At 71.6% G+C, this 25,613-nt stretch carries 22 protein-coding genes and 1 riboswitch; of the genes, 12 read left to right on the top strand and 10 right to left on the bottom strand.

Annotated elements, in window-relative coordinates:
• Positions 1-480 precede the first annotated feature (480 nt).
• The 4 genes from CWS50_RS08510 to CWS50_RS13525 all read left to right on the top strand — a co-directional run bounded on the left by CWS50_RS08510 (position 481) and on the right by CWS50_RS13525 (position 2,724).
• Positions 481-1,242 (top strand): LuxR C-terminal-related transcriptional regulator, encoded by a 762-nt coding sequence (locus tag CWS50_RS08510; protein ID WP_127842447.1) that lies wholly within the window; start codon positions 481-483, stop codon positions 1,240-1,242.
• Positions 1,243-1,370: 128 nt separating this feature from the next.
• Entirely contained in the window at positions 1,371-1,784 is a 414-nt protein-coding gene (locus CWS50_RS08505; RefSeq protein WP_127842446.1) for an NUDIX hydrolase, read from the top strand.
• Positions 1,778-2,425, top strand: coding sequence for an HAD family hydrolase (locus CWS50_RS08500; RefSeq protein WP_243118256.1), 648 nt, complete (start codon positions 1,778-1,780; stop codon positions 2,423-2,425). Before CWS50_RS08505 ends, CWS50_RS08500 begins: the two co-directional genes overlap by 7 nt.
• The gene (locus CWS50_RS13525) at positions 2,422-2,724 is read left to right on the top strand and encodes a hypothetical protein (protein ID WP_243118255.1); all 303 of its coding nucleotides are present in this window, start codon (positions 2,422-2,424) and stop codon (positions 2,722-2,724) included. Before CWS50_RS08500 ends, CWS50_RS13525 begins: the two co-directional genes overlap by 4 nt.
• Positions 2,725-2,829: 105 nt before the next feature.
• Here CWS50_RS13525 and CWS50_RS08495 read toward each other — a convergent pair whose 3' ends face one another.
• The 6 genes from CWS50_RS08495 to CWS50_RS13520 form a co-directional block, all read right to left on the bottom strand.
• Positions 2,830-5,163, bottom strand: a complete 2,334-nt coding sequence (locus CWS50_RS08495) for a 6-phosphofructokinase (protein ID WP_243118547.1) — start codon at positions 5,161-5,163, stop codon at positions 2,830-2,832.
• 374 nt (positions 5,164-5,537) lie between these two features.
• Positions 5,538-6,386: a hypothetical protein gene (locus CWS50_RS08490; RefSeq protein ID WP_127842444.1), complete on the bottom strand. Its 849-nt coding sequence runs from the start codon at positions 6,384-6,386 to the stop codon at positions 5,538-5,540.
• Between the two features lie 99 nt (positions 6,387-6,485).
• On the bottom strand, positions 6,486-7,307 hold the full coding sequence (locus CWS50_RS08485) for a hypothetical protein (RefSeq protein ID WP_127842443.1): 822 nt from the start codon (positions 7,305-7,307) through the stop codon (positions 6,486-6,488).
• On the bottom strand, positions 7,304-8,578 hold the full coding sequence (locus CWS50_RS08480; protein WP_127842442.1) for a hypothetical protein: 1,275 nt from the start codon (positions 8,576-8,578) through the stop codon (positions 7,304-7,306). Before CWS50_RS08480 ends, CWS50_RS08485 begins: the two co-directional genes overlap by 4 nt.
• On the bottom strand, positions 8,575-8,868 hold the full coding sequence (locus CWS50_RS08475) for a hypothetical protein (protein ID WP_127842441.1): 294 nt from the start codon (positions 8,866-8,868) through the stop codon (positions 8,575-8,577). Before CWS50_RS08475 ends, CWS50_RS08480 begins: the two co-directional genes overlap by 4 nt.
• Positions 8,865-9,239 carry an SAV_915 family protein gene (locus CWS50_RS13520; RefSeq protein WP_243118254.1) on the bottom strand — a complete coding sequence of 125 codons (375 nt, stop codon included), beginning with the start codon at positions 9,237-9,239 and terminating at the stop codon, positions 8,865-8,867. The genes CWS50_RS08475 and CWS50_RS13520 overlap by 4 nt, the downstream gene beginning before the upstream one ends.
• Positions 9,240-9,407: 168 nt before the next feature.
• On the opposite strand from CWS50_RS13520, the gene sucC reads away from it, so the two are divergent.
• The 4 genes from sucC to purN all read left to right on the top strand — a co-directional run bounded on the left by sucC (position 9,408) and on the right by purN (position 13,800).
• Entirely contained in the window at positions 9,408-10,643 is a 1,236-nt protein-coding gene (sucC, locus tag CWS50_RS08465; protein ID WP_127842440.1) for an ADP-forming succinate--CoA ligase subunit beta, read from the top strand.
• Entirely contained in the window at positions 10,640-11,578 is a 939-nt protein-coding gene (gene sucD / locus CWS50_RS08460; RefSeq protein ID WP_127842439.1) for a succinate--CoA ligase subunit alpha, read from the top strand. Before sucC ends, sucD begins: the two co-directional genes overlap by 4 nt.
• Positions 11,575-12,942, top strand: coding sequence for a cell division protein PerM (locus CWS50_RS08455; protein ID WP_127842438.1), 1,368 nt, complete (start codon positions 11,575-11,577; stop codon positions 12,940-12,942). The genes sucD and CWS50_RS08455 overlap by 4 nt, the downstream gene beginning before the upstream one ends.
• 129 nt (positions 12,943-13,071) lie before the next feature.
• A complete protein-coding gene (purN, locus tag CWS50_RS08450; RefSeq protein ID WP_243118253.1) occupies positions 13,072-13,800 on the top strand; it encodes a phosphoribosylglycinamide formyltransferase in 729 nt (242 codons plus the stop codon).
• Here the strand turns inward: purN and CWS50_RS08445 are convergent.
• Positions 13,797-15,044: a polymorphic toxin type 15 domain-containing protein gene (locus CWS50_RS08445; protein ID WP_127842437.1), complete on the bottom strand. Its 1,248-nt coding sequence runs from the start codon at positions 15,042-15,044 to the stop codon at positions 13,797-13,799. The genes purN and CWS50_RS08445 overlap by 4 nt on opposite strands.
• A 77-nt stretch (positions 15,045-15,121) precedes the next feature.
• Positions 15,122-15,742: a GAD-like domain-containing protein gene (locus CWS50_RS08440; protein WP_127842436.1), complete on the bottom strand. Its 621-nt coding sequence runs from the start codon at positions 15,740-15,742 to the stop codon at positions 15,122-15,124.
• Between the two features lie 373 nt (positions 15,743-16,115).
• Positions 16,116-16,204, top strand: a riboswitch (ZMP/ZTP riboswitch).
• Positions 16,205-16,283: 79 nt separating this feature from the next.
• On the opposite strand from CWS50_RS08440, the gene purH reads away from it, so the two are divergent.
• The 3 genes from purH (at position 16,284) to CWS50_RS08425 (ending at position 19,985) form a co-directional block, all read left to right on the top strand.
• Positions 16,284-18,008, top strand: a complete 1,725-nt coding sequence (purH, locus tag CWS50_RS08435) for a bifunctional phosphoribosylaminoimidazolecarboxamide formyltransferase/IMP cyclohydrolase (protein ID WP_423243493.1) — start codon at positions 16,284-16,286, stop codon at positions 18,006-18,008.
• A 50-nt stretch (positions 18,009-18,058) separates the two neighbouring features.
• Positions 18,059-18,358, top strand: a complete 300-nt coding sequence (locus CWS50_RS08430) for a DUF3017 domain-containing protein (protein WP_127842435.1) — start codon at positions 18,059-18,061, stop codon at positions 18,356-18,358.
• A 220-nt stretch (positions 18,359-18,578) separates the two neighbouring features.
• Positions 18,579-19,985 carry a dicarboxylate/amino acid:cation symporter gene (locus tag CWS50_RS08425; RefSeq protein ID WP_127842434.1) on the top strand — a complete coding sequence of 469 codons (1,407 nt, stop codon included), beginning with the start codon at positions 18,579-18,581 and terminating at the stop codon, positions 19,983-19,985.
• A gap of 44 nt (positions 19,986-20,029) precedes the next feature.
• Here the strand turns inward: CWS50_RS08425 and CWS50_RS08420 are convergent, their stop codons facing one another.
• Positions 20,030-21,961, bottom strand: a complete 1,932-nt coding sequence (locus CWS50_RS08420; RefSeq protein WP_341472716.1) for an ATP-binding cassette domain-containing protein — start codon at positions 21,959-21,961, stop codon at positions 20,030-20,032.
• Complete coding sequence (locus CWS50_RS08415) at positions 21,958-23,706, bottom strand: ATP-binding cassette domain-containing protein (RefSeq protein WP_127842433.1); 1,749 nt, start codon at positions 23,704-23,706, stop codon at positions 21,958-21,960. The genes CWS50_RS08420 and CWS50_RS08415 overlap by 4 nt, the downstream gene beginning before the upstream one ends.
• Positions 23,707-24,107: 401 nt before the next feature.
• On the opposite strand from CWS50_RS08415, the gene CWS50_RS08410 reads away from it, so the two are divergent.
• A complete protein-coding gene (locus CWS50_RS08410) occupies positions 24,108-25,094 on the top strand; it encodes a malate dehydrogenase (protein WP_127842432.1) in 987 nt (328 codons plus the stop codon).
• Positions 25,095-25,613 lie beyond the last annotated feature (519 nt).

Below are 25,613 nucleotides of genomic sequence, written 5' to 3'. Positions count from 1 at the left end.
GTGAGCGACAGCGTTCAACAGTTCGCTCACCTTCCGGGCCGTTATCCGGCCCTGACGGACCTTGACGTGCCGACCTCTCGGGTTCCTGGGCACGGCCCTCACCTCCTCCCTGACCCCTTCTTCCTCGGCCATCAGGACATGGTCGTTCCGGGAGAAGGTGCCGGGAAAGGCGCAGTTAGCCTACCTGCTGGTGAGAAGGCCCCGCTACCACTACCTAACCACCACGTGCCAGGCTGCGCGCTTATCGCTTCCGTGGCAGGAGAGTCGCGGACCTGGCGCAACACCTGCTACCTGGTGTTACTGCCCGGTCTCTCCTGCGTGGTCGAGCCGAGGCGCACCATCGGTTGCCGCTGAGCGTGGTGCAGGTGGCCTGGAAGGCGCTGATGACTGTTAAGGCCTGCGCTAGCCAGAGATCACGGCCGTTCTGGGCGCGGCTGTTACGCTGGCAGCGCTCCGGGGGAGATGTAGGAGGGAGTCACGATGACCGGAGAAGAGGCAGCCAGCCCCCTGCGGGTCCTTGTCGTCGGTGCCGCCTCCGTCACACGCCGCGCCCTGGAGGCAGGCCTGGGTGGGGGTCCGCGCTTTGACGTGGTGGGTTGCACCGACGACGGGAGCCGGGCGCTGGGCTTCCTGGCGGAGCGGGCTGTGGACCTGGTCATTTTAGACTGGGACAGTACCGACCTGGGTGCCTCCGCGCTGCTGAAGAGGTTGCGGTACTCGGACCATGGTGGACGCGTGGCTGTCATGACCGCATACAGGGGCGAGGGGGTCTTGCAGGGTGCGGTCGAGGCGGGTGTCGTGGCCTTCGTGGACAAGAACGAGGGCTGGTCCCCTCGCCTGGGTGACCAGCTCCTGCGGGCGGCGGAGGGCCAGGTGGTGCTGTCTGACTGGCCTGGCGACCTCCTTGAGGCACTTGTCCAGCACCCACGGGACAGGGAGGATGGCAGCGACGGTGAGGCAGGTGGTAGCAGCGACACGGGTGGCAGTGATACAGGCGGTCACGGGTCTGGTGATGCGGGGTCCGGGGGTGGCGACGTCAGCAGCACCGCTACCGGGATACCTTCTCGTCTGGTCCCGGTCTACCAGGGGATCCTGGACGGGCTGACCAACCGGGAGATCGCCCGCCGCACCGGGCTCAGTGAGGGCACTGTCCGCATCTACGTCTCCGAGCTGCTCACCTTGCTGGAGTGCCAGTCGCGCACAGAGGTCGTCAGCCATGCTCTAGGTACCTCTGGTCCGTAGCCTCTGGTTCCTGGGGCCGTCCCTGGCACTGCCCTCCCTGGCACTGCCCTCCCTGGCACTGTCACTGTGGTGCGGGCGTTGGTTGCCCGAATACGCCCTGCGCTGCCATTCGAGGAAGGAGAGAGCCGGTGCGGTCTGACGCGGAGGAGGGACAGCCTCTTGTCAAGTGTGCCGCGGCCATCGTCCGTGACGACCGTGTGCTGCTTGTCCGTAAGCGAGGCACGACCGAACTCATATCGCCCGGCGGCAAGCCGGAAGCGGGCGAGTCGCATATTGACTGCCTTCGTCGCGAGCTCTCCGAGGAGCTAGGCGCCTCGCTGGCGTCGGCCACCTACTTCGGCACCTACGAGGACGTCTCTGTCTTCGACCAGGGCAGGCCGATCACCATTGTCGTCTACATATGCGATATCACCGGTGACCCGCAGCCCCACTCTGAGATCGAGGCGCTGGAGTGGCTACCCATGACCTGTTTGCCCGGCGGCGAGTCCACCTTTCAGCGCCGGGTCATCCCCGATATCGCGAGAGCGAGCGGCTGGTGCTGACCAGTCCGGTGGCCCTGGTGACGGACCTGGACGGCACCGTCGTCTTCGACGGGGTCGCAGACCCCCAGTTACCCTCCTTTCTCAGGCGTGTCTCGCGCCGTGGGGACGTCTCCGTCATCGTGGCGACGTCACGGGCGCCCAGGGGCGTGGCCGAGGTGCTGGGAGACGCTGTAGCCTGCCTGTACGGCACGGCCTGCCTCAACGGTGCGCTCGTGCGTCTGGGGGAGGCGGAGACTCGCCATCCCATGAGGAGGGAGCAGGTGCGTGCCGTCGTGGACGCCGCCTTCCGCGCAGGCGTACCCCTCTACGTGGACCAGGGGCACTCCTTCACAGTGCTTACGCCACCGGGTCGCGAGAAGGGGCTGGGCTCGGGGCTGGAGCACATGCGGGACTACCTGGACGGCCGGTGGTGCGCCGACCCGGCCCAGGTGCCGGTCGACGACGTGCTCAAGGTGACGGTCGTCAGCCGGGGGCTGGCTGATTCGGAGGGTGCCGTGCCCGGTTGGGGGCTGGCGCCGCAGAGGGCGCAGGCGTCCTCCAGGCCCTGTTGGGTCCTCGTCTTGACGGTGTCACTGCCTACCCGCACGAGGACGGCGTGGTCGACGTCTGTGCGGCGGGGGTGGACAAGAGCATCTGCATGAGGCTGCTGCCCGGTGGCGAGGCGCTGGCCGCCACGAGCTCTACGGCCATCAACGAGGGCACAGACGTCGCGGGAGAGCCTGCAACCACCGCTCACACGGCCGTTTTGCCGCCACAGGCTGTCTCCACGTGGGTGGCGGCAGGCAACGACGTCAACGACGTGGCGATGATCCGTGCGGCAGACGTCGGTATCACCGTCGGGGACGGCCTGGAGGGGGTCAGGGCGAGGAGGCAGACGGCCCGCGTGCCCTCGCGCCCCGGTGCGGTGGTGTCCGTCCTGGAGCGGATGCTGGGCCTGTAGCGGCACCAGGGGCGGTCTGCTGGCGGGGACACCAGCAGACCGCGCCCACCACTGTGTGTGCGTAAGCCGCTGTGCAACGCCCGTGCCCTTCCAAGGCTGCCGTGTCTACCCCTGGGCCGCCTGGTCCGCAGCCTGGCCGAAGTCGGGCACCTGCTCCGGGCGCAGCAGTCCCTCATGGGTGCTGACCAGCTCGATCGCCGGGCGCAGGCCCGTCCACCACTGGTGGAGCGGGCGACGGTTGTCCCGGTCGAGCTCGTCGTTCATGCGCTCCAGCGGCCGGTGGTCCACCCTGCCCCCCATGAGGCCGATGTAGAAGGCGCCTGCGGTGCCGCCCTCCAGCTCGGTGGCCAGCAGCTCAAGGGCGGCGGCCACCAGCTTGGTGGCCATGATGCGGTCAAAGGGCGTCGGGTTGCCGCCCTGCTGGAGGTGGCCGATGACGGCCTCGCGCACGTCGTAGAGGCCCTGCCCCTCCTCGGTGAAGATCCGGGCCAGCACGCCGGTGGTGTAGTTGGCGCTGGCCCGCTCGTTGCGCACGACCAGGTAGAGGTTGCGTCCGGAGCGGAAGGAGTCCACCATCCGCGCCGAGTCCTGTGCCAGCTGGCTGAGGGTCAGGCCGTCCTCGTGCAGGTAGACCTGCTCGGCCCCGGCCGCCAGGCCGGACATGAGCGCCAGGTAGCCGCACCTGCGGCCCATGACCTCGGCCACGAAGCAGCGGCGGGAGGCGGCCGCGGAGAGCTTGACGGCGTCCAGGGCCGCCACCGCGTTGTTCAGCGCCGTGTCCGTGCCGATGCTCAGCTCGGAGCCGGGCAGGTTGTTGTCGATGGAGGCGGGCACGCACACGATCGGGATCTGGAAGGCGGGGTAGCGGGTCCGCTCGGTGACCAGCCGATGCGCGGCCAGGTAGGCGTTGAAGCCCCCGATCACCAGGAGGGCGTCGATCTCGTGCGACTCGATGGCCCGGCCCAGGGCGTAGAGCTGCTCCACGGTGGGCACCTCGCGACGCGTCCCCAGCTGGGCGCCGCCGTCACCGACCCACCCCTCCACATCGGCCCAGGTGAGCTCGCGCACGTTGCCGTCCAGGAGCCCCGGGAACCCACCGAAGATCCCCAGCATGGTGAAGCTGTGGTCCAGCCCCAGGCGCACGGCCGCCCGGGCCGCCGTGTTCATACCCGGCGCCAGCCCGCCCGCGTGGATGATCGCCACCCGGCTGGGGCGTGTGTCCCGGTCCTGCCGGTGGGTGGTTGGCGTGCCCCACCGTCCTGATGGCCCGCCGGGGTGGGGGAGGGTCACCTGCGCCGACGCGCCAACCTCCCCAGCCGTCCCAGCGTGGGCTCCGCCTGACGTCTCCTGCGGCGGGGTGGACATGGTCTCGAACACCTTCAGCATGGAGGCGAAGCTCGACCCCCGCGCCTCCACGGCCGCCTCGTAGTCCTGGGCGCGCACCAGGTCCTTGACCGCCCGGGTGGCCTTGACCTGCTCCATCATGGGCAGGCGGCGGATACGATTGTGGCGCTCGGCGATGATGACCGGCTCGGCACCGGGCTCCATGGTCACCAGCTCGCGGGCGGCGGCGCACCCCAGGAGGGTGGACATCCACCGGTCGTAGGCGCTGGGGCGACCACCGCGCTGGACGTGGCCCAGGATTGTCACCCGGGCGTCCTCGCCCAGGCGGTCGGCCAGGACCTGCTTGACGTCGTCGGCCGTGATGCGCTGGCCCGAGCGGTCCGTGGCCCCCTCGGCCACGATGACCATGGACTCGCGGCGCCCGGCGTCGCGCCCCGCCTGGAGCTTGGCGCACATGTCGGCCTCCCAGTCCTCCCCCGGGGGGAGCTCTGGCACCAGCACGTAGTCACAGCCCCCGGCCACGGCGGCCATGAGGGCCAGGTAGCCGCAGTGACGGCCCATGACCTCCACGATGAAGGTGCGCTGGTGGGAGGCGGCCGTGGAGGAGATGTCGTCGATGGCCTCCAGGATGCGGTGCAGGGCGGAGTCGGCGCCGATGGTCATGTCCGCGCCCACCAGGTCGTTGTCGATAGAGCCCACGATCCCGGTCACCATGAGCACCGGGTGGGCCTGCGCCGTCTCGGGGGTGATCTCCCCGCGCTCCACCAGGTCTGCCACGAGGCTGGGCCAGTTGGTGCGGAACTCGTCGGTGCCGGTCAGGGAGCCGTCCCCGCCGATGACCACCAGGCGGTCGATGCCGTGCTCCAGCAGGTGGCGCGCAGCCTCACGCTGGCCCTCCCACTCGCGGAACTCCGTGGAGCGGGCGGTGCCGATCACGGTGCCGCCGCGCTGGAGCACCGAGCCTACTGAGTCCCACTCCAGGGGCCTGATGCCCTCGCCCCCGGCCACGGCACCTGCCCAGCCCTCCATGACGGCGTAGGGCTGGGCTCCCAGGCGGATGGTGGTGCGTACCACGGCGCGTACCGCTGCGTTCATGCCCTGGGCGTCTCCCCCGGAGGTGAGCACCCCGATGCGCAGCGGCTCCTGGCTGGTGCGTGCGGGGGGGCCGGAGGGCTCCCCTGGCTCAACGGGGGCCGGGGTGGGGGAGGGGCTGCTGGGAGGAGCGGGAGTGGCAGGTGTGACGGGCATGGTGGACAGGGTCCTTCTGCGAGTGGGTCGTGTGCGTGGCTGGTGCGTCGCTGGTGTAGAGCCAGTGCCTATTCTGCCCCAGCCGGTGGCCTGAGTCATCAGTGGCGGCTGCCGCTGGGGACTGGTCCCCACCGAGGCTGCTTGCGGGCTGACCCGGCTGGCGCGCTCGTCGTGCCCTGCCGCTGTTGCTGTCGTGGCGGTGGCTGCGTACCGGTGGCGTGCTACCCGGGCGAGCCGTCTGCCCTGCCCGCCAGCCGTTCCTCTACCTGGTGGACGGGGGTGTGCATGAGGGTGCGTACGCGGTCCAGGCCCTGGGGGTGGGCCAGCTCGTGGCGCAGCTCGGGGTGGGTGGTGTAGAGGAGCAGCACGCGGTGGAGCTGGTTGTAGCCCAGGGACAGGTAGCCCATGGCGAAGCGGGTCGTACCGGCGGTGGTGGTGATCACGGCGTCACCCCTGGTCACCCCGGCCAGCTCTGGCTGGTCCTGCCAGGGCACCCAGGCCTGGCGGCGGGTACGGGGCCACAGCCACACGCCCTCAGGAGTGAGGCAGACAGCCGGCCTGCCGGGGCGGAAGTAGGGGAAGGTCACCAGGCCGACGAGGCACAGGCCGGCCAGCAGCAGGGCGAGGCTGAGGGTGTAGCGGGTCGCGGGGTAGGGGGAGGCGGTCCCGGCCAGCACGATCAGGACGACCGAGACCAGGCACCCACCCAGTACACAGAGTAGGTGCAGGATGTCCCAGACAGGGGGGCCTGTGGTGGGGACAAGGACGACCGCGCCGGAGTCGTGGCGCCAGCGGCGGTGGGCACGGCGCACCTGGAGCAGACGCAGGACTGCGCCGGCCGCGAAGAAGACCGTGGAGATCCCGGAGATGGCGAGCAGGACGGCCAGGGGCAGGGCACCTCCCAGCAGCACCACCCAGCCAAAGGGAAGGGCGATGAGTGTCGTGGGCAGGGCGGCTGCCCACAGGACTCGCGTCCTCGCCTCGTCGGCGTGGTCGTGGGCCACCATGGTCGGCAGCCACCACCTGCTGGTGCCGCCGGTGCGGGGTCGCGGGCTGGGGTGGGGTGTCATCCGAAGGTGGTCCTCCAGCGGTCGGTGAAGTGCTGGGTGTTTTCCGGTCGGTGGTTCCTGGTTGTTGCGGTGTGTGGTCGAGGGGGTGGTGGTCGTGGTTTATGTGGTGAGTGTTTCCTCTACCTGGTGGACGGGGGTGTGCATGAGGGTGCGTACGCGGTCCAGGCCCTGGGGGTGGGCCAGCTCGTGGCGCAGCTCGGGGTGGGTGGTGTAGAGGAGCAGCACGCGGTGGAGCTGGTTGTAGCCCAGAGACAGGTAGCCCATGGCGAAGCGGGTCGTACCGGCGGTGGTGGTGATCACGGCGTCACCCCTGGTCACCCCGGCCAGCTCTGGCTGGTCCTGCCAGGGCACCCAGGCCTGGCGGCGGGTACGGGGCCACAGCCACACGCCCTCAGGAGTGAGGCAGACAGCCGGCCTGCCGGGGCGGAAGTAGGGGAAGGTCACCAGGCCGACGAGGCACAGGCCGGCGAAGGGCAGGGCGAGGCTGAGGGTGTAGCGGGTCGCGGGGTAGGGGGAGGCGGTCCCGGCCAGCACGATCAGGACGACCGAGACCAGGCACCCACCCAGCATGCCTAGCAGGTACAGGATGTCCCAGACAGGGGGGCCTGTGGTGGGGACAAGGACGACCGCGCCGGAGTCGTGGCGCCAGCGGCGGTGGGCACGGCGCACCTGGAGCAGACGCAGGACTGCGCCGGCCGCGAAGAAGACCGTGGAGATCCCGGAGATGGCGAGCAGGACGGCCAGGGGCAGGGCACCTCCCAGCAGCACCACCCAGCCAAAGGGAAGGGCGATGAGTGTCGTGGGCAGGGCCCACAGGACTCGCGTCCTCGCCTCGTCGGCGTGGTCGTGGGCCACCATGGTCGGCAGCCACCACCTGCTGGTGCCGCCGGTGCGGGGTCGCGGGCTGGGGTGGGGTGTCATCCGAAGGTGGTCCTCCAGCGGTCGGTGACCCAGTCGGCGGCGTCGCTGGCGGTGTCGGTGACTGAGTCCCAGGTGTCCTTGGCGGCATCGGTGACCATGCTGCCTGTCTCCTCCAGGCCCTTGTCGATCCTCTCGCGGACGTGGAGGGGCACGTGGCTCTCGTAGACGTAGCCGACACCGGCAGCCACGACGCCAGCGACAGCGGCAGTGCCCGCTGCGACAGCCAGTGCTGACACCACGGTGCTGCCCGCGAGGACTGTGCCGGCGACCATCCCGGCGACCACGGGAGCGGCCACGGCCGCCACGCCAGCCCCTGCGGCTGCGGTGAGGAGGACTGTGGAAGGTGACTCGCCCCGGGCGAGCTCTGTGCCGATGGAACCCAGGGTGGTGATGACGGTGATGGAGCGGGCGACGCGTCTGCCGGTCTGCTCCAGGGCCTGTGCCCTGGAGGTCCACCTGCTCAGCAGGCGGGAGTCCTCGATGACCCGGTTGACCTCGGCCTGGGACGGGGGCCGCCTGCCGCTGGTGGAGTGCAGGCTCCTGGCCGCGCCCGGGCCCTTGGCCACGGCACGCTGGTAGGCAGTCTCCCTCAGGACGTCGGCCCGGGCCTGGTAGGTGTTGTCGACAACCGTGGCCGTGCTGTCGGCCGCCATGTCGGTGAGCATGCTCCGGACCTCATCCACAGCCATGTTGTACAGGGCCTCGGCCTCGGCGAGGACCAGGTTCTCCTCGATCCAGTCCTCCAGGCTGGTGCGGGTGCGCTCGACGTCCTCGCGCACCTCCTCGTACAGCGCCAGCTTGTCCTGGTAGTCGTCGTAGGCCTCGTCGGCGGCCAGCCACTTCTCCTTGTCCTCCTTGGTGGCCCCCTTGGGCAGGTCGCCCGGTGGCTCCACGGATGCGGGCGCCCTGACCAGGTACCCGTCCACCGTCAGCCCGCCGTTGCTGGCCGTCTCACGGTGCCCGGCCATGTCAGCCTGGCACCAGCCCAGCTGGTCGGCGAAGGCCCGCACGACGTCAGCCGCCTTCTTGGCCCGGTTGTAGGCGTCGTCGCAGGCGTTCTTGAGCTTGTTGGAGAAGGCCACCACGGCCTCGGCCGTCTCCCCGGAGAAGTCGGCCCCCGCCATCGTGGCGCAGTTGGTGGAGAACGTGCGGGCGTCGTGGAGGTCCTCCTTGAGGTCGTAGAGCCAGTCAGCGGCATCGTTGACGGACCCGGTGCTCCCGGGGATCTCGGTGTCGATGGTCCCGGTCCCTGTGCTGGCCGCGTCAGTCATGACATGTCCTCCGCCATGCTCTGCAACGTCTGGGCGACCTCATCGTCGTAGCCGGAGACGAGGTCGACCGCCTTCCCCATATTGGTGGCGCCCAGCTCGGCGGCCTGGGCCAGGCTGCCCGCGTCCTCCCCCAGCTGGGCAATCATGCTCATGATGAAGTCGGCCCCGTACCCGCCGTCCACCGACTCCGGCATGGTCGGGGCCTCGGATTCCAAGTCATCCTGTGCGGTGCGCAAGCGTGCGGCGATCTCTGTCGCGGTGTCGTACTCGAACCGGAACTCCTCGCTCACCAGGCCGCCTCCCGGTAGGCTCGCTGACCTGCGGGCTGGCGCCACAGCTCGCGAGGCACCTCCATGTCCAGGTAGATGACGTCATAGGGCTGAGTCGCGTCCAGGTCACCCAGCCGCTCGGTGGGGTAGAGGACCCAGGGCTGGTGCGGCCCCATGCAGCGGGCCAGGCGGTCCAGGGCCGTGTAGGCCAGCAGAGCCAGCCGCCCGTCCCTGGTCTGGCGCAGCTCGATCTCCGCCCCGTAGGTGCTGCTGCCCCCGGTTGAGGGCAGATAGACCACTGGCGGGACCACCGGCTTGGAGGGCGGCCGGTCACCAGCCCCGCCTGTCAGGGCGCCGGGATACAAGCCTGTCTCTCTCCGGGACATATCCATACCGTGATGCTACGTGACCACACCGATACTGTCTACTGCCTCGGTCCCGACCCAGTTACCCGCCGCCCCCGTTACCCGCCGCGCCTCCCCCCGGTGAGCGGGACCGGGGGATAGCGTCGTACCGTGAGGGGCCAGGCCCTGTTGACGGACGAGCGAAGGACCAGCTGCATGGACCTGTACGAGTACCAAGCCAGAGACCTGTTCGGCTCCCACGGCGTCCCAGTTCCCGGCGGGGTCGTCGCCACCACGGCGGACCAGGCCGAGGCTGCGGCCCGCGAGCTCCTGGGGGAGGGCGGTGGCCTCGTCGTGGTCAAGGCCCAGGTCAAGACCGGTGGGCGGGGCAAGGCCGGGGGCGTCAGGCTCGCCCGCAGCCCGGCCGAGGCCCGCTCCCACGCCGAGGCGATCCTGGGCATGGACATCAAGGGGCACGTGGTCAGGACCGTCCTGGTCTCCCAGGGTGTTGACATCGCGGAGGAGTACTACGTCGCCATCCTCCTGGACCGGGCCCGCCGCCAGTACCTGGCCATGTGCTCGCACGAGGGCGGCATGGAGATCGAGACCCTGGCCAGGGAGCGCCCCCAGGCCCTGGCGCAGGTGCCGGTTGACCCCCTGGAGGGGCTGACCCCGCAGGTGGCCGACCAGATCGTGGAAGCCGCCGGACCCTTCCCCGAGGGAGTCGCCGCCCAGGTGGCCCTGGCCGTCACCCGCCTGTGGGAGGTCCTCACCGCCGAGGACGCCACCCTGGTCGAGGTCAACCCCCTGGTGCTGACCTCCCAGGGGGAGGTCCTCGCCGTGGACGGCAAGGTCACCCTGGACGACAACGCCCGCTTCCGCCACCCCGGTCACGCAGACCTCGTCGACGTCAGTGCGCGCGACCCCCTGGAGGACAGGGCCAGGCAGGCGGGCCTCAGCTACGTGCGCCTGGACGGAGAGGTCGGCGTGCTGGGCAACGGGGCCGGGCTGGTCATGGCCACCCTCGACGTCGTCGCCGCAGCCGGGGCGAGGCACGGAGGCATGCGGCCGGCGAACTTCCTGGACCTGGGCGGCGGCTCCTCCGCCCAGGCCATGGCGGCCGGCCTGGAGGTGGTCGCCTCTGACCCCCAGGTGCGTGCCATCCTCGTCAACGTCTTCGGGGGCATCACCTCTTGCGACACGGTGGCGGAGGGTATCGTGTCGGCCGTGGAGACCCTGGGCGGGCTGCCCAAGCCGGTGGTGGTGCGCCTGGACGGCAACAACGCGCCGCTGGCGCACCAGATCCTGGAGGAGGCCGCCATCGACGGCGTCACGGTGGCGCAGACCATGGACGGGGCCGCTGACCTCGTCACCGCTGTCGCCGAGCAGAGTGCCAGGCAGGCTGCGGCCGCACCTGCCGGGAGGACCCGAGCCGAGGAGGCCAAGCGATGAGCATCTTCCTGACTGAGGCCGACCGCGTCGTCGTCCAGGGCATGACCGGCTCCGAGGGCCGTCGGCACACGGCCCGCATGATCAGCGCGGGCACCAGGGTGGTCGCCGGGGTCAACCCACGCAAGGCGGGCACCGCCGTCGCCTTCGACGTGGCCCCCGTCGGCCCCGGGGCGGGGCGGGTGCGCGCCGGGACAGTCGAGGTGCCCGTCCTGGGCAGTGTCGCCGAGGCCCGGGCCTCCACCGGCGCGGAGGTCAGCGTCGTGTTCGTGCCCCCCGCCGCCGCCAGGGACGCCGTGACCGAGGCCGTGGACGCCGGGGTGCGTCTGGTGGTCGTCATCACCGAGGGGATCCCCGTGGCCGACGCCACCTGGATGTGCGCCTACGCCCGCTCCAGGGGCGTGCAGGTCATCGGCCCCAACTGCCCAGGCATCATCTCCCCCGGCCGCTCCAACGTCGGTATCACCCCGCCCGACATCACCGGCCCCGGCCCCGTGGGCCTGGTCTCCAAGTCGGGCACCCTGACCTACCAGCTCATGCACGAGCTGCGGGACCTGGGCTTCACCACGTGCATCGGTATCGGCGGGGACCCGGTGGTCGGCACCACCCACATTGACGCCCTGGAGGCCTTCGAGGCGGACCCGGACACCAGGCTGGTCGTCATGATCGGGGAGATCGGCGGGGACGCGGAGGAGCGTGCCGCTGACTACATCAGCCGGTCCATGACCACCCCGGTGGTCGCCTACGTCGCTGGCTTCACCGCCCCCGAGGGGCGGACCATGGGGCACGCCGGCGCTATCGTCTCCGGCTCCTCGGGGACGGCACAGGCCAAGAAGACCGCGCTGGAGGCCGTGGGCGTGCGGGTGGGTGAGACACCCAGCCAGACCGCCCAGGTCGCCAGGGACCTCTACCGCCAGATGCTGGGCGAGCAGGGGTGAGCCCCCGGCGCCTGCGTCCTGATGACTGGGGCTGGGCGCTGCGGGCCGGGGTCGAGTCCGCGGCGCTGGGCTGGGTCCTGGTCGTCCTCCTCAGCGTCCTGGTGTTCCTGGCGACCTCCAGCCTGGACGCCACCGCCGCGCTGACAACCGGTGACGCCCTGCGCACCGGTACGGCCCTGTGGAGCCTGGGCTTTGGAGGGTCGCTGGGCTCGCCCCGGGCGGACACCGGCCTCCTCAGCCTGCCCCTGACGGGCCTGACCTTGGCACAGGCCGCCTGGACGTGGAGCTGCGTGCGCCGGGCCGACCTGCGCGGTCCCGTCTCCGGTGCGTGGACCGTCGTGTCGGCGGCGGTCGTGGCCGGGCTGGCCAGCCTGGCGGGACCACCGGGCTCGCGCACCTGGCCCGCCGTCCTGGGACTGACTGCTCTAACTGCCGTGGTGGTGGCGGTCCAGCTGCAGCGGCGTGGTCGGGGGTCTCAGAGGCTGTCCGCCTGGTGGGACCGCCGCCCCCACTGGGTCTCCCCGGGCCTGTCCCTGGCACGGGGCGCGGCGGTTGCCCTGGCTGTCCTCACTGCCACGGTCCTGGTGGTGGCGCTGGTCTCCGGTGCCGGGCGGGCCTCACGCCTGCACGACACGCTGGCTGGCGGCGGGATCGTGTCCACCGTCGGGCTGCTCGTCCTGCAGGCAGGCTGGCTGCCGACGGCGGGTGTGTGGGCCTGCTCCTGGCTGGTGGGCTCCGGCTTCTCCGTGGGGACAGGCAGCATGTTCTCCCCGGAACGGGTCGCCGCCGGTCCTGTCCCATCGCTGCCCCTGCTGGGGCTGCTGCCCACGGCACCGGTGGGGAGGGTGGGGCTCTACCTGCCACTGGTAGTCACGGCGGCGGCCATGGTGGTCGCCTGGAGACGGCGGCACGTCCTCAGCGCCCTGCGGGTCAGGTACGCGGTAGCGGCCTCCCTGCTGGCCGGGACGGTTCTCGCCCTGACCACGGGGGTGGCGTGCCTGGCCGCCTCCGGCTCGGTGGGGCCCGGTCGCATGGTCGACGTCGGTCCGCAGACGGGCTACACCGTCCTGCTGGTCTTTCTGGAGGTCTCCGTGGGCCTGGGGGCTACTGCGGTGCTGACACACCCCTACACCCGGACCTGGGCTACCGAGGCGGTGTCGGGGACCACCCAGGCGGCCAGCGACGCGCGCCACCGGGTGGAGGCGCGTCTGGGGTCGGCCGTGGGCTCCGGACGGTACCGGCACGCTGCCCATCCGTCCGCACCGTCCCGTGAGCACGGGCGGGAGGAGGAACGGACTCCCCAGACGGAGACAACCGTGGGGGAGCCCGGGGAGCCGGGCAGCGGCTCCGGCTCCCCGGAGTAGGCAGGGGTGAGGCGGGGACCGAGCGCGTGTACAGGTACTGCACCGCCCCATCAGTTCCGCCGGGGCGAGCAGGGGCCGTGCCTGGGTGGGAGCGGGCGCAGGCGGTTGCCTGGCGGATACACTGCTGCGGTGGGAACCAGGATGGCACCGTCGGCGACGCCCGCGGCGGCAGAGTCTGAGGCGGCAGCACCAGGCACAGTCTGTGACAGGACCGGTCCTGTGCTACGGCGTGCCCGGCTGGTGGTCCTGGTGTCGGGAGCAGGCTCCAACCTCCTGGCGCTGCTGGAGGCCTGCGAGGAGCCCTCCTACGGCGCCCAGGTAGTGGCGGTGCTCGCTGACCGCGCCTGTGCCGGGTGCGACCACGCCGCCCGGGCGGGCGTGCCTGCTCAGGTGGTGGCGCCCGGGGGCTTCCCCGACCGGCCCCACTGGGACCAGGCCCTGGCGCGTGCTGTGGCCGCCTGGGAGCCGGACCTGGTGGTGTGTGCGGGCTTCATGCGCCTGTTGGGTCCTGGCTTCCTGGAGCGTTTTCCTGGTCGTGTCGTCAACACCCACCCCTCGCTGCTGCCGGACTTCCCCGGCGCTCACGCCGTCCGCGACACGCTTGCCGCCGGTGCTGACCGTTCCGGTGCCACCCTGTTCTGGGTGGATGAGGGGGTGGACACCGGTGAGCACATTGCCCAGGTGGAGGTGGAGGTCCTGCCCGGGGACACCGAGGAGACCCTCACCCAGCGGATCAAGGCGGCCGAGACCCCCCAGCTGGTGGCGCATGTAGGGCGCCTGGCGCGTGAGATGGTGCGGGGAGAAGGTGCCCAGGGAGCAGGCGCCGGGGCTGACCCGGAGGTTGCCCAGGACGTCTAGGGCCAGTGACGGCAGAGGGTGGGGTGTCTGCTGAGTGGGCGCCCCACCCGCCTCCGCTCACCGCCGCACTGCCAGGGTGGCCAGTCGTTGTGGGCGGGTGGGACTGGTCTTAGCGGCCTAGGCCTCGGTTGTGTCGGTGTTTTCTGGTGGGGGCCTGGCGTGGGGTGCGGGCCTGGGCGGGCTGCTGGGTCCTCTGAGCGATACGGGCCTCGATGTCGGCCAGGACCTCCTCGCGGGTGATCTTGTGGCCCGGCTGGCCCGGTCCGGCCGGGGTGGCGCCCGCCTGGGGCGGCCCCGCTGTGGTGGCGGCCGTCCGTGTGGGGCCTGGCGGGGTGGTGGCGGGGCCGGGCTGGTCCGGCTGGTGGGGCTGCCCGGCCCCGGGCTGGGTCGTGGCCGAGGGCGCGGGCACCTGCGCGGGTGGTGGGTGCCAGGGGGTGTGTCCGGTGGCGAGGGTGGCGGCGACGTGGCTGGGTGTCCACGGTGGCCCCCGGGGGCTGGTGGCACTCACCTGGGCCTGGGGTTCTGGGTTCCAGCACCACCTGGCCGTGGCGCAGGTCCTGGGCCAGGTCGGGGGAGTCTGTCAGCACCGCGCCCACCAGCAGGCGCACCCGGGAACGCTGCTGCGGGGGGACCTGGAGGGCGGCCTGCTCCAGGACCGCCACCACAGGCTTGTTCTGGCCGCCGACGGAGGAGTTGACCTGCCCGTGGCCCAGGGAGGGGCAGCCGGGCTGCGGCCCGGTGGTGGCGGGGCCGCCTGGCCCCGCCAGGAGCTGGTCGGGCTCGTGGAGCACCACCAGCGCCCGGTCGACCTCAGCCGCCCTGGCCACAGCCTCCTCGTCGGAGAGCTGGTGCACACGAGTCAGGTTACGCACGACCTCCTTCATGAACTCCTTGCGCCTTTTCCTGGTGGTCTTGGAGGTGGGCTGGCGTCCCTGTGCCCTGTAGGCGCGGATGCCCTCCAGCAGGCGCTGCGCGCTGAGCAGGGACAGGGCGGAGAGCTGGCGGTCGAGCTGGCGGGTGAGCTCACCGGCCAGCTCCCGGGTGGAGTCGTGGTGGCCGGTGTGGAAGAACACCTCCACCGGGGAGGAGGAGTGCCAGGCCAGCGGGCTGTCAGGGGCAGCCACCGACCCCTCCCACACCAGCACCCCCTGGCCACCCGCCCTGCCGGGGGTGAACATGTCAGAGGCCACCAGGGCAGCGCCATCGCCGCCGCCCTGGCCGGGGGCCGGCCCACCACCGGGCACACCACCGCCTGCGGGACCAGCAGGCGTGGCGGTGGGGCTCCCACACCTGCGGAGCCGACCCCACCAGCGCCTGGGCATCACGACCCCGCCCCCGGGCCGTGGGGGCCACCGGCGCTGCCAGGCCCGTTGTCCTGGGCGCCTTCTGTGGCGATGGTGGCGGCGACCTGTGCGGCGGCGGCGGAGAAGTCCTGCTCCAGGACGTGCTCCTGGGCCTGGGCCAGGAAGACCAGGTGCGCGACCGCGTCCTCGATGCCCACCTGGTCCAGGCTGACCCGGCCCGTGAGGCAGTAGGCCGGGGTCAGCCCGTAGACCTGCCCCGCCCCCGGCACACCCAGGTTCTCGATGGCCCAGTCGGCCACCAGCACCCCGGTGTCGTCGTCCAGGATGTCCTCCTCGGGGGAGACCAGGGTGGTGGCGCCCATGCGCTCACGCATCACCGGGTCCGACATCCTGGAGGCACTGACCGCGTCGGGGTAGACGGTTCCCAGGGCGGGGGTGACGTCCAGGGCGGGGCCGGAGACCTCCCCCCACAGCTCCATGTCCCCCATCGCGGTGCGGGACAGGGACCACCACCGCTGCTCCGGGAACGGCACAGGGGTCCCCTCCAGCCAGGCACCCACCACCGGCGCCCACTGGAAGGGGTCAGTGAACCACCACCGCCCCTGCCCGAAGCCCTCGAACCCGAACCACGGAGACAACGCAGGTGCCGCAGGCGGCCACGCGCAGGCAGGGCGTACCGTCCTGGAAGCCTCGCCGCACCGCGTGCCTACGACGACGCCCGTGCAGCCCTGCCCTCCCCGGTTTGCGAGCCCGGGGTACGTTGTGCGAGGCCCCGGCGCTCGGCTGGCGTACCCCAGACTCGCAAACCACTCAGGCCGGATGAAACCGTCCGGACCGACGAGCTCCCCGCCGGGGCCGCTCGGGCCGGATGAGCCTCCGCCTGAGCCAGCGAGACCCCGTCCGGGCCGACGACGGAATCCCCGCACTCCCGCCCCTTGAGGCGCTAGGAGCGCTAGGAGCAGGACACCGTGCCGGGACCGGGTACCGGGCAGCCGGTGAGCAGGTACAGTGAGCGGTGGCCGCGACTGGCGAGGGTGGGCCACCACCGGGGAGCGGCCTGGTCCGCCGTGGAGGGGACGTCGTCCGCCTGGGCGTCCCGCCAGCCCCCTGCCCCAGGAGCGCCCCGTGAGTACCCAGGTCCCCACCACTTCTGCCACCACCGCCCCGAGCCTGACCAGATTGACTGGCCCCGACGCCAGCCAGGTGCGGGCGGGCGACCCTGACTTGCTGCCCGTGCGCCGTGCCCTGGTCTCGGTCTACGACAAGACCGGCCTCGCCGACCTGGCGACCTGCCTGGTGGAGGCCGGTGTCGAGATCGTCTCCACGGGCTCCACCGCCGCCGCCATCGCCGGGGCGGGTCTGCCCGTGACCCCGGTGGAGGAGGTGACGGGCTTCCCGGAGTGCCTGGAGGGACGGGTCAAGACCCTCCACCCCCGGATCCACGCCGGCATCCTTGCTGACCGGCGCAGGCCTGACCACCTGGCCCAGCTGGAGGACCTCGACGTCACCCCCGTCGACCTGGTGGTGGTCAACCTCTACCCCTTCACCGACACGGTGGAGCGCGGCGAGCCCTTTGACGCCTGCGTCGAGCAGATCGACATCGGCGGGCCTGCCATGGTGCGCGCCGCAGCCAAGAACCACCCCGGGGTGGCCGTGGTGACTGACCCAGGACGCTACGCCGAGGTCGCCCAGGCGCTGACCACTGGGGGCTTCACCCGCTCCCAGCGCCGCAGCCTGGCTGCTGCCGCCTTCGCCCACACTGCGGCCTACGACGCCGCCGTCGCCACCTGGATGTCCGCCCAGGTCCAGCAGGACCAGTGGGAGGAGGCTGGCCCCGAGGGGGCTGTGGCCGGGGACGGCGGGCACGCGCAGGCGCGCGCGCCCCTGCCCGCCTACATCGGGGCGGGCTACGAGCGCCTGTCCCCCCTGCGCTACGGGGAGAACCCCCACCAGCAGGCCGCGGTCTACCGGGTGCCGGGGGCGCGCGGCGGGGTGGCGGGTGCCCGCCAGCTGCACGGCAAGGCCATGAGCTTCAACAACTACACCGACACTGACGCGGCCCTGCGCGCCGCCTGGGACCACGGCGAGCAGGTGTGCGTGGCCGTGGTCAAGCACGCCAACCCCTGTGGGATCGCCGTGTCGGCCTGCGGCGACGTGGCCCAGGCCCACCGCCGGGCCCACGCCTGCGACCCCGTGTCCGCCTACGGAGGGGTCATCGCCACCAACGCCACGGTCACGGCGGCGATGGCCCAGCAGGTGCGCCCTGTCTTCACCGAGGTCGTGGCCGCCCCCGCCTTCACCGACGAGGCGGTGGCGATCCTGTCCGCCAAGAAGAACCTGCGCCTGCTCGTCGTCGAGGCCCCGCAGCGGGAAGGCTACGAGATCAGGCAGGTCTGTGGTGGTGCCGTGGTCCAGCACCGCGACCTCCTGGACGCCCCGGGTGACGACCCCTCGTCGTGGACCCTCGTGGCGGGCGAGCCGGCTGGCGAGGCCGTCATGGACGACCTCCTCTTCGCCTGGCGCGCGGTACGGGCCGTACGCTCCAACGCCGTGCTCCTGGCTCGCGACGGTGCCACTGTCGGGGTTGGTATGGGCCAGGTCAACCGGGTCGACTCCTGCAGGCTCGCCGTGGAGCGTGCCAACACCCTGGGGCAGGACGAGGGGGAGGCCCCGGGCGCAGGCGCTGAGGGTGCTCCTGGTGCTGCTCCCGAACGGGCTCGGGGGGCCGTGGCCGCCTCCGACGCCTTCTTCCCCTTTGCCGACGGCCTCCAGGTGCTCCTGGACGCCGGGGTGCGTGCCGTCGTCCAGCCAGGGGGCTCGATCCGCGACCAGGAGGTCATCGCGGCAGCCCAGGCGGCGGGCGTGACGATGTACCTCACCGGTGCCCGCCACTTCTCCCACTGACTCTGCTCTGCTCCATGGCCTCCGCCGGGGCGCAGCCGTAGACTGCGGCCGTGGCACAGCAGGAGCATCTCAGGCAGGCTGGGCGCAAGGAGCCCTACAGCACCGTCGGGGTGGTGCTGGTCGCCCTGGGGCTGGCCGCCGTACCCGTGCTGACCCTCCTGGGCCAGCGGCTCCTGGCGGTCCTGTGGCTGGCTGTGGGGCTCCTGGTCCTGGCGCTGGTGCGTCTGCGGCGTCCTGAGGGCAGCTGGCTGGCAGCCCGGGGCCGTGTCTTCGACGTGGCCTTTGGCACGATCCTGGCCGGGGCGCTGCTCGCCCTGGCCCAGTACGTCAATCTGCCCCGACTCCTGTGACCTCTCTTCCGGCCGCTTAGGTCCTGCGATGCCTGCCGCACCTGGGGCCGCGCGGTCAGGCTGGTCAGGGACGGTGGGGCTTCCTCTACCTGAGGCCGGACGGTTGGCGCAGTGAGCGGACCACCTTGTGGGCGTGAGGTGCCGCAACCTCTCCAGTGTGGCAGTCTGCCCCCGTCACTGACGGCCCGACCGTCCCCCTGCCCTACCGGAAGGTCCTCACATGCCTCAGCCCAGTACCGCCCGCTCCGGCGACTCCCGAGATCCGGGGCGCGCGAGCAGGAACCTGCTGACCAGGGGAGGCATCCTGGTCTGGGTCCTTCTTGCCATCATCCTGGCGCTGCTGCTGGGCTCTGTCACGGTTGGCGGCCACCACCTGGTCCCCGCCCAGGTCGGCAACGTCTTCGTCACCTTCTCCGACCTGTTCAGCCAGTTCCTGAGCTTCTCCATCCCCCTCATCATCATCGGCCTGGTCACCCCGGCCATCGCTGACCTGGGGCGTGGCGCGGGCCGGTGGCTGGGGATCACTGCCGCCCTGGCCTACGGCTCCACGCTCTTCGCGGGGTTCCTCACCTACCTGGTCTGCGCTGCCGCGCTGCCCTCCGTCCTGCGCCGGGGGTCGCTGAACCAGGTCGAGGAGCCTGGTAGCGCCCTGTCCAGCTACTTCACCGTGGAGATGCCACCGGCGGTGGAGGTCATGACGGCGCTGCTGCTGTCCTTCGTCATCGGGATCGGCCTGTCCATGGTGCCCCGAGGCGTGCTGCGCAAGGGCTTCATCGAGTTCCGCGCGATCATCACCCGGCTCATCGAGCGGATCATCGTGCCGCTGCTGCCCCTGCACATCTTCGGTATCTTCCTCAACCTCACCTACACCGGGGAGGTGTGGGACATCGTCAGCACCCTGCTTCGGGTCGTCGTCGTCGTGCTCCTCCTCGAGGTGGCCATCCTGGGCACCCAGTTCCTCGTCGCTGGCGCTGTCAGCCGCAAGAACCCGCTGAGCGCCCTGGTCACCATGCTTCCCGCCTACCTCACCGCCCTGGGCACGGCCTCCTCGGCGGCGACCATCCCCGTGACACTGCGCCAGGTGCGCCGCAACGGAGTGTCAGACGCCGTCGCGTCCTTCACGGTCCCGCTGTGCGCCACGATCCACCTGGCGGGCTCGACGTCCAAGATCTTCGCCTTCGCCTACGCGATCGTCCTGACCCAGGACATTGAGGTCTCCGTCGCCCAGTGGGCAGGGTTCATCTTCATGCTGGGCATCACCATGGTGGCGGCCCCGGGTGTTCCCGGGGGCGCCATCATGGCTGCCACGGGCCTGCTGTCCTCCATGCTCGGCTTCAACGAGGAGCAGGTGGCGCTGATGATCGCCACCTACATCGCCCTGGACTCCTTCGGCACAGCCACCAACGTCACCGGCGACGGCGCGATCGCCCTGCTGGTCAACCGCCTGGCGGACGGACGCATCGGGGCCGAGGCCGACCCGGCCAACGCCCGGGAGCTGTCCTTCGACGGGATGGCCTACCTGGACAAGGTCAGCGTGGAGGGCGTGGTCAGCCCCGAGGAGCTGGAGGCCTCCGCCCGGGCACACAGCCCCGCCCAGGCGGTGGACGCCGCTGCCGGGAGCGAGTGACTCCTGGCGGGTTCCCAGAGGCCCGCAGCGTCAGCGACCTCGAGCTAGCCTCGGGCCGACAGGGTGCGCAGCGGTCCGTCCTCCTCCAGGAGCACCGAGGGGGAGCCCTCCTGGACCACTCTGCCGGCGTCCAGCACGACGACGTGGTCCGCCTGCACCGACTGCCGCACCTGGTGGGTGATCTCCACGACTGTCGCCTCAGGAAGGTAGCGGCGTACGCCCGCCCGCACCCGGGCCTGTGCCTGCGGGTCCAGGTGGGAGGACAGCTCGTCGAGCACAAGCAGGTTCGGGCGGGCCAGGAGCGCCCGTGCCAGGGCGAGTCTCTGCCGCTGGCCGCCCGAGAGGGTCTCGCCACGCTCGCCCACAAGAGTGTCGTAGCCGTGGGGGAGGGCCTCCACCTCCTCATGGACGGCTGCCGCCCGGCAGGCCTCGCGGACCTCCTCGTCGCTGGCTGAGGGAGCGGCCAGGCGCACGTTGTCGGCCACGCAGGCGCGGAACAGGTGGACGTGCTGGGGGACCAGCGCCACCTCCCGGTACAGGGAGTCTGAGCGCAGGTCACGCACGTCGATGCCGTCAAGGAGGACGCGTCCGGTCTGCGCGCTCCCTGTGCCCGAGGGCTCGCAGCGCAGGACCAGCATGGCCAGGGTCGACTTGCCGGAGCCGGAGGCTCCGACCACGCAGGTCCACCTCCCGGCCCTGGCCCTCAGGCTGACGTCGCTGAGCGCCGGGGCCGCGCTGGCTGTGGGGGCTGCTGTGTGGTCGGGCGGGAGACTGCCGCCCGGGCTGCCAGAGCCGCTGGCGCTGCCCAGGGCAGCAGGAGCAGCGGGGTAGGTGTAGCTCACCCCCTGCCACAGGACCTCGTGGGAGATCCCGCTGCTGAGCTCGCGGGTACCGTCGTGGCGCTCGACGGGGGCGTGGACCACCTCCCAGACCCGCTCGGCGGAGGCAAGAGCGGGAGCCAGCGCGCCGACGAGCGCCTCAGCCCCCTGCGCCGTCCCGGACAGCCGCAGGACCGCGGCTGCGGCTGCGGCCAGGGCCGGGAGGCTGACGGAGCCGGAGCCGACGCCACCGGCTCCCACGGCCACGACGACTACCGGGGCGGCGAGGCCCAGCACCTGGCTGGCACCCCGCCTCAGCGAGGCCCACGTGGTGGAGGGCCGCAGGGCGGAGGCGACGTCCGCGTCCAGGGCCGCCAGCTGTTCCAGGCGCTGCCGCTCACGGCCGTAGCCGACGATGTCGCCCATGGCCTGGACGGTGTCCTTGACATGGTGGGTGAGCGCGGCCCGCTGCCGGGAGGCCGCCCGCGATGCCCGCACCGAGGCCCTGGCTCCCAGGGCCGGGACCAGGACCAGCTGGGCAGCCAGGAGGGGCAGGACCGCCAGGGCGGCCACCCACGACGTCGTCGCGCCGACGACGACCAGCACGGTCGCGGGAACGACCACCGCCGAGGCGGCGGGAGCGAGCGTGTGGGCGAAAAAGACCTCAATGCGGTCGATGTCCTTGGTGGCGCGGGCCAGCAGGTCGCCGGAGCGCGAGCCTGTGGACAGCCGGGGCGAGCGGGGCAGCAGGGAGCGGAAGAGCTCTGCCCGCAGCAGCTCCAGGGCCTTGAAGGCCACGAGGTGCCCGAGGAACTGCTCCGCGTAGCGCAGTGCAGCCTTGAGCAGGGCCAGGGCAGCCATGGCGGCCACGACCGCCCGCACCGGTGCTCCAGGGGCACCGGTGCGCGACAGGCTCACGGCCGCGTCAGCGACCGCGTAGGCGCCCAGGGCCAGCAGGGCCGTGCCTGCCAGGAGGCCGACGACCCGGCAGGCGACGGATCCCAGCAGTGGCCGCAGGACGGGGCGGGTCACCTCCAGCAGCCAGCGCACCAGGACCCGCTGCCCGGGTGCTCGCGGGCTGCCGGTGCCCCAGGCAGCGTCGGCTGGGCCGGCTGTGCTTGGTGGACGTGCTGGACCTGTCGGAGCTGTCGGACTCACTGGGTCTCCTCCTGTGCCTGCTGGGGCCTGCCTCCGCTGACGACGAGGACCCGGTCCACCCCGGCCACGGCGCCCTCGCGGTGGGAGACCGTCACGACCGCCCGTCCCGGTGCCATTCTCCTGACAGCCGCCATGATGGAAGCCTCGCTGGCGAGGTCCACGTGGCTGGTGGGCTCGTCAAGGAGGAGGATGGGACGGTCTGCCAGCACCGCCCGGGCCAGCGAGACGCGCTGCGCCTGGCCTCCTGACAGCCCTTGGCCCCCCTCGCCGACCTGCGTCTCCAGGCCCAAGGGCATGCGGGCGACCTCCTCGGCGAGGCTCACCTCCTCCAGTGCCTGCCACATCTGGGAGGTGGTGGCGTCAGGCCTGGCCAGCCTCAGGTTGTCCGCGATCGTCCCGGTGAGCAGCCAGGTCGTCTGGGCCACCAGGGCCGAGGCCTGCCGCACCCGGTGCTGGCTGGAGGCCTCCAGCCAGGTCCCGTGGACCCTCACGGTCCCCGCGCTGGGAAGCAGGTCCCCGGCCAGCACCGACACCAGGGTGGACTTGCCCGCGCCCGAGGGACCGACCACGGCGACGTGCTCCCCGGCTCTCACGGCCAGGCTCACGTCGTGCAGGACCGGCTCGGTACCGTGGACCACCTCCACGTCCTGCAGGAGGATCTCGGCTCCGCGTCTGCTGTCCCCGCTGCGCCCGTTGGCGGTCTGGTGCTCAGCGCCGGGCTCGTGCCCATGGGCTGCGGGTGAGGTGGGCTCCTTGGAGGTGCCCGTCGGCCGGGCGAGGATCGCGCGCAGGGAGCGCTGGTTGGCCAGGCCGCTCAGCCCGACGTAGAAGAAGGCCCCGACGTGGTCCAGCGGCTCCAGGAGCGCGTAGGAGGTCAGGACGACGGCCAGGGCGTCTCCGGTCCCTACCGCCCCGGAGGCGAGCCTGCTCAGGGCCAGCGCCGTGGCCGTGGTGACAAGGAGCAGGGAGAAGAGGCCGTCGGTGACCAGGATGACGAGCTGGTTGCCCGCCAGGAGCTGCATGAGGGAGCGCCGGTTGGTCTCCCCGGTGGCGGCCAGCCGCTGGCTGGTGCGCTGTGCCGCCCGGGACAGGGTCAGGGTGGTCAGGCCCTGGATCGCGTCAAGGTAGTCGGCGGCAAGACGCAGCCGGGCGTCGCGGGAGCCGGAGGAGGAGGCTCTCAGCCTGCTGTGGGCCGCTGCGACGACGGCGGGAGTCAGGACCACCAGGGCAGCCAGGACCAGGGAGACGACCGCGTCCACCGCCAGGGCCAGCTCGGTGAGGACCAGGAGCGGGGCCAGGAGGGAGGCTGCCGCCGGGGCGAGGAAGGTCTGCCGGTACCGGGCCACACGCTGCGCGCCGTCAGTCAGCAGGGACACGGTGGCGCCGCTGCGGTCCTCGGCCGTGCGAGCCGGACCCAGGCGCAGCAGGTGCCTCAGGACCAGGTGGCGCAGGTGGGCCTCCTCGGTGGTGGCGCTGGAGCGGGTCACGTGCTCGGCGCCTGCCCGCAGCCCGCCCGCCAGCAGCGCAGCCGTGAGGGCCTGGGCCACCAGGTGGGGCCAGCCAGTACCGTCAAGCAGCGCCCCCAGCGCACGACCGGTGGAGATGAGCGCCCAGCCTGTGGCGAGCGAGGCCAGGAGGGACAGGAGGAGGCAGACGGCGCGCTCGCGCCTGCCAGCAGGTGAGGAGACGGGTGGACCCGGCGAGCCCGGGCGAGGCAGGCGGGGCAGGAGGTGGGTGGCAGGCATGACGGTCCTGGGGGAAGCAGTACGCGGTACTGTGACGGGGCTGTAGGGCAGTGCTGTGAGACGGTGACAGGCGGACGGTGACAGGGGTGTGGCAGTGGCGTGGTAGGAGACGTGCTACCAGGGCTCACGATAGAACGAACGATAGAACGAGGGGAGTGCGGTTGCGGGCTGGGGGCGCCCTGTCATCCCGGGTCTTCCCGGGAGTGCCGTTAAGGTACGTGGGCAGTGGGTCCCAGGTCCTCATTGGTGGGTGACCCCGGGTCGCCCTAGGGGGCGGGGAACGTGGTGAGAGTCACGAAACGCCTGGGCTGGGGTGTCGAGGCCCGCAGGACGTCATAGCGTTGGCTCAGCAGGACTGCCGCCTGCAGTTCGAGCCGACACACCTCTCAAAGGAGTCCTTGATGGCCAACGCCCCCGTCAACATCACCGTCACCGGTGCGGCCGGCAACATCGGCTACGCGCTGCTCTTCCGGATCGCCTCCGGCGCCCTGCTGGGCCCTGAGCAGCGGGTCAACCTCCGTCTGCTGGAGATCCCCCAGGCCGTCCAGGCTGCTGAGGGCACTGCGATGGAGCTCTTCGACGCCGCCCTGCCCACCCTGGGGTCCGTCGACATCTTCGACGACCCCAAGGCAGCCTTCGAGGGCGCCAACATCGCGTTCCTCGTCGGCTCCATGCCCCGTAAGGCCGGGATGGAGCGCTCCGACTTGCTCTCCGCCAACGGCGGGATCTTCGGCCCCCAGGGCGAGGCCCTCAACGCGGGCGCGGCCGACGACATCAAGGTCCTGGTGGTGGGGAACCCCGCCAACACCAACGCCCTTATCGCCGCCTCGCACGCCCCGGACATCCCCTCCTCCCGCTTCACCGCCATGACCCGCCTGGACCACAACCGCGCCCTCGCCCAGCTGGCGACCAGGGCGGGTGCCCACGTCACCGACATCGACAGGGTCACAGTGTGGGGCAACCACTCCACGACCCAGTACCCCGACCTGACCCAGGCCACCATCAAGGGGGCGCCCATCCCGGAGATCCTGGCTGACCGCGCCTGGGTGGAGGAGGACTTCATCCCCACCGTGGCCAAGCGGGGCGCGGCCATCATCGCCGCCCGTGGAGCCTCCTCGGCCGCCTCGGCCGCCTCTGCCGCCATCGACCACGTCCACGACTGGGTCCTGGGGACCTCGGGCTCCTGGACCTCCGCCGCAGTGATGTCCGACGGCTCCTACGGGATCCCCGAGGGCATCATCTCCTCCTTCCCCTGCACCTCCTCCGGTGGGGAGTGGACGATCGTGGAGGGCCTGGAGATCGACGGCTTCTCTCGGAGCCGCATCGACGCCTCGGCGGCCGAGCTGGTGGAGGAGAAGGAGGCCGTGGCGGGAATGGGCCTTATCTGACGGCACGTGTCTCGCAGGACCTGGCACAGGACAGCCTGGGGTGCTTCGGCGCGGTCCTGTGCCAGGTCCCGTGCTAGACCACGTGCTGAGATCTCGGCCCATGGCACGCCGCAGCTCCAAGCGTCCCTACGGGCGCGAACACGTCCCTTTGGACATGAGCCGTCTCTCCTCGCTCCCGCGCAGGCAGACAGGGCCTGGTGGGGCAGAGTTCACCGTGCGCCACGTGCAGGGCGGGGACAAGTCCTATACCTGCCCCGGCTGCCACCGTCAGGTCCCGCCGGGAACACCTCACGTGGTGGCCTGGCCCAACGAGTCGCTCCTCAGTGCGGACCGGGGCCCGCAGGAGCGTCGGCACTGGCACACGTCCTGCTGGCAGCGCGGACTGTGGTAGTGCAGCGGCAGCACGTAGCGCAGGTAGCGCGGTCGCGAGGCCCCCTTGCCTCTGCGGGCCTTCTCCTCCTGCGTGTGACATAGGGGCGACACGGGGGCGCTGGCGGCACCCGCACGGTGCCGCCAGCG

The sequence above is a fragment of the Actinomyces wuliandei genome, from assembly GCF_004010955.1.
In the GTDB taxonomy this organism is placed as follows: Bacteria; Actinomycetota; Actinomycetes; order Actinomycetales; family Actinomycetaceae; genus Actinomyces; species Actinomyces wuliandei.
The sequence above is the reverse complement of the archived record's forward strand: the minus strand, read 5'-3'. Positions and strand labels throughout refer to the sequence as shown.